General features: G+C 36.3%; 13 protein-coding genes. 9 read left to right on the top strand and 4 right to left on the bottom strand.

All coding sequences use genetic code 11. From position 1 onward, the window contains the following. Positions 1-108: 108 nt before the first annotated feature. Positions 109-894, bottom strand: a complete 786-nt coding sequence (locus QXL17_08015) for a C25 family cysteine peptidase (GenBank protein ID MEM4259073.1) — start codon at positions 892-894, stop codon at positions 109-111. 173 nt (positions 895-1,067) lie between these two features. On the opposite strand from QXL17_08015, the gene QXL17_08010 reads away from it, so the two are divergent. The 7 genes from QXL17_08010 to QXL17_07980 all read left to right on the top strand — a co-directional run bounded on the left by QXL17_08010 (position 1,068) and on the right by QXL17_07980 (position 5,940). Continuing rightward, complete coding sequence (locus QXL17_08010; GenBank protein ID MEM4259072.1) at positions 1,068-2,108, top strand: PstS family phosphate ABC transporter substrate-binding protein; 1,041 nt, start codon at positions 1,068-1,070, stop codon at positions 2,106-2,108. Positions 2,109-2,185: 77 nt separating this feature from the next. Continuing rightward, a complete protein-coding gene (gene pstC, locus QXL17_08005; GenBank protein MEM4259071.1) occupies positions 2,186-3,040 on the top strand; it encodes a phosphate ABC transporter permease subunit PstC in 855 nt (284 codons plus the stop codon). Continuing rightward, positions 3,037-3,873, top strand: coding sequence for a phosphate ABC transporter permease PstA (gene pstA, locus QXL17_08000; GenBank protein ID MEM4259070.1), 837 nt, complete (start codon positions 3,037-3,039; stop codon positions 3,871-3,873). The genes pstC and pstA overlap by 4 nt, the downstream gene beginning before the upstream one ends. 19 nt (positions 3,874-3,892) lie before the next feature. Next, entirely contained in the window at positions 3,893-4,660 is a 768-nt protein-coding gene (locus QXL17_07995) for a phosphate ABC transporter ATP-binding protein (GenBank protein MEM4259069.1), read from the top strand. Positions 4,661-4,672: 12 nt separating this feature from the next. Continuing rightward, a complete protein-coding gene (locus QXL17_07990; protein ID MEM4259068.1) occupies positions 4,673-4,855 on the top strand; it encodes an AbrB/MazE/SpoVT family DNA-binding domain-containing protein in 183 nt (60 codons plus the stop codon). A gap of 81 nt (positions 4,856-4,936) precedes the next feature. Further along, entirely contained in the window at positions 4,937-5,392 is a 456-nt protein-coding gene (locus tag QXL17_07985) for a hypothetical protein (GenBank protein ID MEM4259067.1), read from the top strand. Between the two features lie 140 nt (positions 5,393-5,532). After that, positions 5,533-5,940 carry a winged helix-turn-helix domain-containing protein gene (locus QXL17_07980; GenBank protein ID MEM4259066.1) on the top strand — a complete coding sequence of 136 codons (408 nt, stop codon included), beginning with the start codon at positions 5,533-5,535 and terminating at the stop codon, positions 5,938-5,940. 18 nt (positions 5,941-5,958) lie between these two features. Here QXL17_07980 and QXL17_07975 read toward each other — a convergent pair whose 3' ends face one another. Both QXL17_07975 and QXL17_07970 read right to left on the bottom strand, forming a co-directional pair. Continuing rightward, positions 5,959-7,140, bottom strand: a complete 1,182-nt coding sequence (locus tag QXL17_07975; GenBank protein MEM4259065.1) for a C1 family peptidase — start codon at positions 7,138-7,140, stop codon at positions 5,959-5,961. A gap of 552 nt (positions 7,141-7,692) precedes the next feature. Continuing rightward, entirely contained in the window at positions 7,693-9,090 is a 1,398-nt protein-coding gene (locus QXL17_07970) for an MBL fold metallo-hydrolase (protein MEM4259064.1), read from the bottom strand. Between the two features lie 722 nt (positions 9,091-9,812). Here QXL17_07970 and QXL17_07965 point away from each other — a divergent pair. Together QXL17_07965 and QXL17_07960 are read left to right on the top strand one after the other, a co-directional pair. Continuing rightward, entirely contained in the window at positions 9,813-10,193 is a 381-nt protein-coding gene (locus tag QXL17_07965) for a 30S ribosomal protein S8e (protein MEM4259063.1), read from the top strand. A gap of 50 nt (positions 10,194-10,243) precedes the next feature. Next, positions 10,244-10,519, top strand: a complete 276-nt coding sequence (locus QXL17_07960; GenBank protein ID MEM4259062.1) for a signal recognition particle subunit SRP19/SEC65 family protein — start codon at positions 10,244-10,246, stop codon at positions 10,517-10,519. 293 nt (positions 10,520-10,812) lie between these two features. On the opposite strand, the gene QXL17_07955 is transcribed toward QXL17_07960, so the two are convergent. Then, on the bottom strand, positions 10,813-11,026 hold a 214-nt coding region (locus tag QXL17_07955), incomplete at its 5' end, for an IS5/IS1182 family transposase (protein MEM4259061.1).

The raw sequence follows: 11,026 nt of genomic DNA, 5'->3' as shown, positions 1-11,026 counted from the left end.
ATGGTTTTGTTGAAAAAATCTGTAAAAAAGCTTGTTGAATTATGATTTTTTCTGTTTGCTGTGCGTGATTCTCACAGCAAAATGAGACGTTATGCTGAATTTATGGATTCATTTCGGGATGTAGCCTTCAAGGGCATAACGTATAAAATATTTTATTTGCTCTGCATGATCTCGTCCTTCAAAGGTAGTATAAATTTCTTCGGTGGTAACAACTCGTGCAGATATTCCCATTGTAATTTTATGATCGACGAGTCGTTGGAGTTTTCGTTCGAATCGTTGTGGTGCTATGATAATTAAATCATATATTTCTTTGAAGAGTGCTGGTTGTTCTGGCGGGATATCATAAATATTTATATCAAAATTTGTTGCGTATTGGATACTGTTTGTTTTCGGTGCATAACGAATCGGATACAGTTGGATTGTTAAGTAGGTAACATGCTGAGTCTTTTCTAATCCAACTCCGAGAGAATAAGAAAACCATGTTTCTGGGTAGTATTGTTCATCTTGATAGATTGTTTGATCTTCTTCTGTTGAACCTTGTGTGTATGTATTTCGAATAACTGGCTTTTGAGCATAAATAATCTTTTTATCGAGGTTTTTTTCGAGTATTGTCCTTGGTGTACAATGTATCTCAGAAAAAATTGTCCCTATAGGAAAAACGAATGTTTTAATGATAACTGGAAGGATAGGTTTACCAGGATTCTTAAGATACGTTGTTGCTTCAGGTAACGTCAGCGAACAATAGGAATTTCTGTCGGTTATTTGAGGCTCTGAGCATATGACGTTCATTTGTTGATGATCGTCTTGTTTTGGTAGTGCGATTATCGTACTATAACTACTGGTTAAAAACAGACCACAAATTACTATTACTGATAGGAAATATTTTTTCTTCATAAAGAATGCCTCTTAAAAATTATAATTTATATTTAATATATAAATATTTATCGGATGGCGAGCTACACATTTTTACAATAATTGTTGTTATTTTGGTTATGTTCCATCAAATATAGGTAATATACCAATAACTATATAAACCTAAAAAAATATTATAAATATGAGGTTTTGTTATGCAGCAAAAAAATAGATGTATTTTTTTCCATACAACAAAAAAATATTTTTTACCGGCAACATTCGTGATAGCACTTGTGTCAATGCTCCTTTTCAGTGGATGTACTACAAAAAAAGAAAATACCATCAAAATTGAAGGCGCATTTGCATTAACACCGATGATGGAAAAATGGGCACTTGAATATCGAAAAATTCATCCAGATATTATAATTGATATTAATGCTAATGGTGCAGGTGCTGGAATGGCAAACGCCTTGCTTGGCCTTGCTGACATTGGTATGGTCTCCCGAGAAGTAAACAACACTGAAATACAACGAGGGGCATTTTGGGTTTCTGTTGTCAAAGATGCTGTTGTCGCAACCATAAATGCTAGAAATCCAGTGTTATCAACGATACTTGAAAAAGGAATAACAAAACAGCAACTTCGTGATATTTTTATCACCGGGAATATTTCCACTTGGGGTCAACTCATTGGAAATTCAAGTATCACTGATAAGATCATTGTATATACTCGCTCTGATTCATGTGGTGCTGCTGAAACATGGGCAAACTATCTAGGGCCTTACAAACAAAATGATCTTGGAGCGCACGTCGATCTTGATCGGATTTCAGCAGTTAATGGCGATAACACACTTGCTGCGACCATCCAACGGGAGCAATTTGGTATTGGATATAATAATATCGGATATGTGTATACGAAAAAAATCGATGCATCTACGGTAGTTCCAGCTGATGACCTCATTCCAGTTCCAATTGATCTTAACAATAATGGTATTCTCGATGATGAAGAAAAATTTTATTCAAATCGAATGTCACTTATACATGCTATCAATAATAATATTTATCCGTCACCGCCAGCACGTGCCTTACATCTTGTGACTCTTCATAATTTCTCAGGAATAACTAAGGATTTTGTTCGATGGATTTTAACGGAAGGTCAACAATATGTTCTTGATACAGGATACGTTCCGTTATCACAAGAATTCATCAACGAACAACTCCGCTATTTAGAAGAAGGAACACGACCTGAACTTTCATAAACAAATTTTTATGCAAAAAAATGATTAAACATACTGACATGCAGATACGAAAGATTCGTAGCCATTTCGGCACGAGTATGATGAAAAGTGCAACGGTGTTTGTCATCTTTCTTTTTTTTTGTATTCTCTTCCTTCTGATGTTTCGATCAAGTTTGATCCTTCAAACACGTTCATTACCAGAAATTCTTTTTGCATCAACCTGGAATCCAGACAATAAACAATTCGGTCTGGGAGCAATTATTATTGGAACAATTCTGGTAACAGGTATAGCGCTTCTTATCGCCATACCGATATCCCTCTTCAGTGCAATTTACATCTCAGAGTACGCTCCAACAAAAATTAAAAGAATAATTCGACCTTTCCTCGATGTTCTTGCTGGTGTTCCTTCTGTTGTCTATGGTTTATGTGCATTTCTTTTTCTTGTTCCGCTCGTTAAAGACGTCATTGCTCCATGGTTTAATATCCAGAGTACTGGATTATGTATTTTTTCTGCAGCACTCATACTTGCTGTTATGGTTTTTCCCATTATTATCTCACTTTGTGTTGAAACCTTCACTGCGATTCCATTATCTTTAAAAGAAGCATCGTTATCAATCGGTGCTACAAAATGGGAAACAGTAAAAAAAGTTGTTTTCCGAGCATCTTCACCAAGTATTATCGCTGCAATTCTTCTTGGATTTGGAAGGGCATTTGGAGAAACCATCGCGGTTAACATGGTTATAGGCGGCATTCCAAGGATTCCAAATTCTGTTTTTTCCCCTGGAGAAACCCTTGCATCGCTTATTGCATCAAAATATGGAGAATTAATGTCAATACCAATACATGAATCGGCGCTGATGCTTGTTGCATTGATATTATTCCTCGTTGTATTCATGTTCAATATCTTTGGAGTTATTATCTTACGAAGAGCAAAAAAAAGGTGGAATTATTGAATCTGCGAATACTTGAAGAAAAAATCTTTACAGCGATCATGCTTCTTTCAGTGTCTATTGTTCTTGGAAGTCTCCTCTTGATAGCGGGTATTATAATCATTAATGGTGCGACATCCTTAAGTATTGACATGATTACACAAACACCAACACTTGGCAATACCCTCGGCGGTGGAATTCTTAATGCTATTGTTGGTTCTTTATTCCTAGCACTTCCAGCAACTGGACTCGCCTGCGTCATCGCATTATTTATCGCGTTGTACCTCCAAAGAGAATTTACTCCAACATGGTTTTCAAATGCAGTACGATTTCTTCTCGATGTACTCTGGGGAATACCTTCTATTGTCTATGGTATTTTTTGTTTAATAATCATGATTTATCTCGGACTTGGATCATCATTACTTGTCGGTATCATTGCGTTAACATTACTTGAAATTCCAATCATAACACGCTATATGGACGAATCGATAAAACTTGTTCCGCAGGGTTTGAAAGAAAGTGCATACTCGCTTGGTTCAACAAAAGTTGAGACAGCAATACGAGTGGTACGAAAACAGGCATTTCCTGGAATTCTTGCCGGTATCCTCCTTGGCCTTGGACGAGGTATCGGTGATGCAGCATCGATTCTTTTCACTGCAGGCTTCTCAAACCGCATACCAACATCTCTTTTTGATTCAACGGCAGCATTACCAACAATGATTTTTAATTTATATTCGCTTCCTTCAGGTCAACCAAAAGCCTATGCTGCTGCATTTATACTTCTCGTAATCGTCTTGATTATTAGCGTGCTTTCACGAACACTTACAAAACGCTTTAATAAATATGTGATTCGATAACAAAAAAGAGGAATTGTTCATGCAATCTCAAGCACAAATAGAAACTACAAAATTAAACGTGTACTACCGGAAACATCAGATTTTAAAAGATATTTCGATACGTATCCCTCCAAAACAACTTACGGCGATTATCGGTCCTTCAGGGTGCGGAAAAACAACATTATTAAAATCGTTTAATCGTCTACTTGAAATACAGGAGGACATACGAATAACTGGTGAAATTTTTGTAGACGGAGAAAACATCCTGACCCATAAATCTGATGAGATTCCGGATATACGGAAAAAAATGGGGCTTCTCTCCCAAAAACCATACCCCTTACCGATGTCAATCTACGAGAATGTTGCATATGGTTTAAAAATACATCAAAAAAGAATGTCAAGAACTGAGCTTGAATCGATTGTGGAGCATTGTCTTCAAGAGGTAGGCTTATGGAACGAAGTTAAACATCGTCTGCATGATCCTGCAACGCGTCTTTCTGTCGGTCAGCAACAGCGCTTATGTCTTGCCCGGGCAATTGCAGTGCAACCAGAAGTTCTTCTCTGTGATGAGCCAACCTCGGCACTTGATCCGATCGCAGCACAACAAATTGAAAAACTGCTTCTAAAATTAAAAAAGAATTATACTGTTGTATTAGTAACACATACTTTACGACAAGCAAAACGATTAGCAGATTACGTGATTTTTTTATATTTTGGCATGGTTGTTGAACAAGGTCCCGCACAAGATTTTTTTTCAAATCCACAAAATCCTGAAACGATAGCATATATTAAAGGAGATATTAGTTAAAAGGTGATGCCTATGAAAATTGAACTCGATGATGTCAAATGTATCAAAGAAACAGCAATAACAATCCGGGGATCTCGACGGCGAATAACAGTACCTGCAGAAGTCGTTGAACTCTTGAAATTAAAAAACGGTGATAGTCTGCGATGGGTTGTTCTGAAGGATGGTTCGATAACTCTGTATAGAGTAAAACAATAAATCAGGATATGCACCTACAAATGCAGCCAACATCTTTAAATCCCCAATTTTGATATATATCTGCAGTTTAGATGGGATGCAATGAAATTGAAAACATATTCCTTTCGGTTACCTGTAGATTTAATTCGTAAGGTCGAGGTTGTTTCGAATAATACAACAGAATTTATTACTAACGCATTAGAGCAGGCGTTGAATCAGGAGTTAAATTTCAATACCCAAAATCTTCATAGTGTGCCTCAACAGTCAGTACATACGAATGATGAATATCTCAACAGGTATATTGATCGACTTGAAGCAGATATTGAATTTTGGAAAGATAAATATGAAGTGTTACAGCTTGAGTATTATGATGCTGTAAAGGATTCTATAAAACGACTTGATTCTAAATTTGAACGAATTATGTATTCAATTGACGAATCAAAACCAAAACCGCTTTTTGAATCGCAAGTTCCTCTTGCCTGTGAACATAATAATGTGTCACAATTACAATCATCGCAAGATATTTCAAATCTGAAGAAAAAAAATCCTCGCCCTTAATACGTATACAGTTTCGAAAATATTCGAGAAAAAATTTTATATTAGTTTTATTTATGTTAATTTATAGTTAATAAAACTAGTATAAAGCAAAATATTTTTATTCTATTATGTAATACTGGTATAACAAGGAGAGTATATACATGAAAAACATAATTGACGATTTTGGCAAAAGTGCCGGAAAAATCTGGCAAACTCTAAACGAAAACGGCCCTCTCACTGAGTCTAAATTATTAAAAATGACGCGATTAAGTGAGGAGAAATTCTATGCTGCAGTGGGATGGCTTGCTCGAGAAAATAAAATATGCAAAAATGGAAGCCGATATCAGCTTGGTGATACCAATTTAACACCAAAAATTGGAACTGATGCGGGAAAGGTGTGGACGACGTTAAGTACCAATACGAATATTGATGTATCCTCCATTGCAGATCTTGCCGAAATTGACGAACGGGATGCCTATAGTGCTCTTGGATGGCTTGCACGAGAAGATAAAATCCAGGTAACTAAAGTTGGTTCGAAAAATTGGCTTCATAAATTCGCAATAAAATAACTTTACTTTTCTTTTTGATTATTGGTTTGGTAGAAGAATTACAGTTAATCCGCATAAGAGCGCATTGGCTGTTTTTGCTACCTTCCCACTTTTTAATGGATCTGCAGAAATACTAATCTGGATATATCCAAAACCAAAACGAGTAACTCTTTTGTGAACGGTTTTACCTGGTTCAAGAGTATCAATAGTACTTTGTAATGAAAAATCGATAGCTTTTTTTAATCCTCCTGTCATCGAAAACTCCCAGTTGATGTCTGTTGATGTTATATTTGCCCTATTTGTTATATCAATCTTAACACCTGTCAGCCCGCCAGATATTGCAATATCGGTTTTTACTGGATAAACAACATAACATGCTGCATATCCAACTTTACAAACACCATACTCGATATACATATATCCGTTATCGCCCCAATTAGGACCCCATGAATTTCGAAGAATCCATACTCCTTGTGTTCCTAATGTATCATCCCAACCAACTAACGAAACAGCATGGTTGATCTGAGCAGGAGTATTATCGTTAAATATTCCCCCAGTATACGCTCCAAAACCTTGATTAACTGCAACTGCAACTGAAATTGGACCATACTGCAGTATTGCTTGTTTCATTGAATCAATCGGGGGTATCCCCTGACCGAAACCAATAAATTTCCAATCATCAATAAAATATTTATGGGGATATGGACAGTCACAAGGAAGATTTTTCGCTGCATATGGAAAATCGTTTTCAAGAACAGCACCGGTGCCATTACAGGGATCTTTCATGTATTGAAAATACCGATGAGCCCACCAACCGCCATTACAACCCCAACCCTCTTTATTACAACTGACTAACCATTGTTCAGAGAGGTCAACCTCAATTTTATCCTTGATTAAAATATTACATTCAAGCGGTGCTAACGAACCAAACGCCCAGCAACTCCCGCAAGGTCCTTGATCTTTTACTGATGTGCACCCGCCCTGCTGCCGCCAATCGAATTTTTCAGGAAGATTTCGAGTAGGTATGCACGGGTCAAATTCTGCTGTTGCCCACCAATTCTCTGGTTCGATTAATCCACAGAGTTCTGAAAACGATCGTCTCGTCGCTACAGTTTCTCCAATGGTAAATGTCCAACCTTTTTCTTTTCCTTCTTGCTGCAATTTTTGTATATCGGTACTGGTTAACCAAGGTGTTGAAGTAAAATGAGCCAGCGGTTGCATCTTTTCGTCCGTGTTCCTACACTCACAAGAACCCATAGCGTTTGGTATCGAAAATGTGATAATTCCTAGAACGAGGAAAGTAATACAGATATGCTTCATAGAATGAAACCTCTTTTTTTCTATACGTGTAGATTTATATATGTCACGTATGGTTTATAAACATATGGCTCAGTCGCTCATTTTTTTTGTTTGAGCTCCTGTCGTTTTTTTCTTAGAATTATTTTCCTTTACTCCAAAAATTGGAAGAAGGGAAATCTTAAGGGGAAAATATGAAGAAAAATTTTTCCCTTCCTCCTTCTCCATATCGAATGTTGAACTACATTGTCGTTGGTTTTTCATATTATTTGTCTTATGTTATCCTGTAGCATGTAGGCAATGTTCATTTATAAAATTTTTGGCAAAGATATTAATAGAACACGTTATTAACAATTGTTAACTACATGATATTTCTAGTATAACTAACACGGTATAGAAGCGCTCAGAACATGTAGACATGTAGAATACATTATTAATAATCCATTAATTTTAAAAATAACGGCTAACTTTTTTTCATCATCGGCCGCATAATTCAGGATGTTCAGTATGAACCGGGATAACCTTTTTTGGATTAATTTCTCGAATAAGATTTTTTATTTCACTACCTGATGCATGACCAGAAGCATGAGCAACAAACTGTTTAATATGAAAATGATCAAGCCATGCCTGTTTCCGTTTTTCATCTAATTCCATATCATCAGAAAACGGCTCACATGAAGATTTAATCCAAAAAGCACGTTTTGGTTGTATGTCAATAAGATTCGTAATCTCCCAGAGATTCATTGAAACAACATACCTAGATTGATCGTTCTGTACATCATGATACGTCACCACATTTTTCCGTTGAATCAACTCGCGTTCCCATACCTCATAATCTTTTTCAACCAATTTTTTATCAATATCTCTCCGGTCAATAAGACCCCAACTTTTCCGAGGAACAAAAATAAGAACGTCATCAAGTGAAAAAGAACAAAACGAACCAAGCGCTTTAATAAGATATGCTAATTTTAGACCTACGACGAATTCGCGGTGATTATCTTTTGCAGCTGAATAGATTGTTTGAGCTCGATCAAGATCACGAATTGGATGTTCAACAAAAACTAAACCAGGTGCTTTTTGAATAATGCTGCTCATTGTATGTACTAACTTTTTTTCACTATCTCCAGTTTTTTTTTCAATCTTTGTACCTTCGCAGAGTAACCATTTGGGATGCGCTTCTTTTGCTTTCTGGATAAATGTTCTACTCTTTTCACTATAGTATCCATGAAAACGAATATCACCAGTATACACAAGATTTCCCTCATCAGAATACAGAATACATCCACATGCACCAGGTACTGAATGATCGACCGGATACATTTCTATATCAAACGACCCAATTCGTATCTTTTTCTCTGGTTCAACGATAATATACGGACGTTTTTTTACAAATTCTTGATCACGACGGTTCACTCTGGTTAGTTCACCCTTTTTATTTTTTTTAAAGATGAATGCATCACATATGGTCACAAGGTCATTGAATTGAGACGTAGTTATTACCTCAAGTGCATCAAGAATTATTTTTGTTTCTCTCGTACAAAAAATCGGTACGTCGTTTCGAATAAAATGGATATACTGGGCATGGTCAGCATGCGCATGCGAAAGAATAATGCCATCGATACTTCTGTTCTCTGCGGGTCTGCCCATATGTTGTAAGTAATCCTCTCGGTAGATTCCTTTGATATCAGGAAGGAGACCAAGTTCAAAAAAATCAAGTAAGCCGGCACTTTTTCTAGGTTGAATAAACTCTGAAAAAAAAGTACGAGCTCGTGAAAGACTTATGCCAAAATCAAGAAAAATACGGGTGTTTTTATGTTCAACTAAAATTTTATTTCCTCCGATCTCATTTTTTCCACCGTAACAAGAAATGTTCATACACAAACTCCCGCATACCACAGAATACTAACAGATGTTAAAAATCTATCACTTCCTAAAAAAGGAAGGAAGGGGTAAAAAAATTAGGGGGAATAATATGAAGAATCTCTAAAAAACCCTTCCTCCTCTCATTTTTTCTTTGTTCCTCCATAAATAGCTGATAAGTTCAGAACTAAATCGTGATTTTGCTATCTTGTAGCATGTATACAATGACCATTTAAAATATTTTTCGAAAAAATTTGCTGTATTGCATAAGGTACATATTCGATGCATCTACTGTACCTGTAAGAAACACAGATTGAAAAGGGAAGGACCAGGGATAAAAAACACAAGGATCCCTGATCGGAAGCGCATCAACGAAAAAATTGCGATAGTGTTGTTGCGGTTGCTGATGGTGTCGTTTGTGATATAATTGATATCAGGATCTGGGTGAGAACCTAGAAGAACGAGCCTTGCTGTACGGGTATGACGACATCATGAGAATAAAACTGAGAACGTGTTGTTGGAGGATTTTATGATCGTGGAAATACGTTTGAATTTTCTGTGATCGATGTGGGATATAGCATAAAAATAAGCGTAATTTGTAGGTTTTAGCCCGAAACTAGAGCTGTTTTACAGAATCACCTACAGAACATATAAAAAATTTTAGCAAGAAAAAGGCGGGTCTTTCTTTTAATTAAGATACATATTCTTTAAATACTTCTTGTTTATTCGGGTTTTTTATGGCACTGTGGCAAGGTAAATCTCGGAGAACCAAAACAGGTCGACGTCTCCGTCCAGCACGAAGTAAACGGAAATTTGAAATAGGTCGAGAACCGCATCTTACCACTCTTGGAACTCCAAAACGAAAATTCGATCGGACCCGTGGAAATCATCAAAAAATCAGGATGCTTACATCGAATATTGCGTATGTTGTTAATCCAAAAACCGGGAAAACAGAAAAAACTGATATCATTACTGTTGTTGAAAATAAAGCAAACATCCATTATGTACGACGAAATATCATCAACAAAGGAGCAATTATTAATACAAAACTCGGTAAGGCAAAAGTTACGTCACGACCTGGGCAGACCGGAACGATTCATGCGATTTTATTATCTTAAATACAGCTATTCATATATAGTAGCATTGCGATTCTCTTTTTGGTTTTAATATGGTTTCTAAAGATGATCACAAAATTGTGCTTTGGCCGATGTATTTTGATAAAACACTGAGTCGAAAAAATGGTCGAAGACTTCCAAGAAAATATTGTGTTGAAAAACCAACTTGTGAGGCACTGGTAAAAGCTGCTCAATCATTAGGACTTCACCCTGTTTTTGAAAAAAATGCTGCTCATCCTCGAACATCGTATAAAAAGGATGGGAGAATCTTGGTTGATAAAAAAGATTCAAAACAAAAAGTATTCATTCAGATTTTTAACCGCTTATAAGTTTTTTTTTGTTCGAAGAGTTTCAAACAAAATATTTAGACTATTTTATCAACAAAGATAGAATTAATGTGATGGTGGTGAGTGTGTGATATACAAACATCATTTCTTACAAAGTACATATAAAAAAATTTTGATTTTTAGTAATTTAGTTTATTGAGAGCTTTGAATAACCCACTTTGATTTTAATTTTTCTGTTTCTACCTCGTTCATGGCCATGAGTTATGCGTTTTTCATGGTTTTTCCTAGTGTTTTTTCCTTGATTTTCATCCTTTTTCCCTTGTTTTTCTGTTTGTTTACCTAGCTACCGCTAACCGCTTACGCTCCAAGGTGACCAGTTGATAAAGATCATAGGCGAAACATTTGAACATCTCTTTTACTCGTACCCGCCCTAAGATTTTTACTTGTGTCCGATCACCATGGAACACTCGTTTGATCACGCTGAACGGTCGTTCCCCGGGTGCGCGTTTCCGACATATCCGTTTATTCCGCAGTATCTCATGTGGTGTA

Source organism: Candidatus Thermoplasmatota archaeon, assembly GCA_038884455.1.
Lineage (GTDB): Archaea > Thermoplasmatota > E2 > DHVEG-1 > DHVEG-1 > JAWABU01.
Note: the sequence above shows the minus strand (reverse complement) of the source record. Positions and strands in the feature narration are given on the sequence as shown.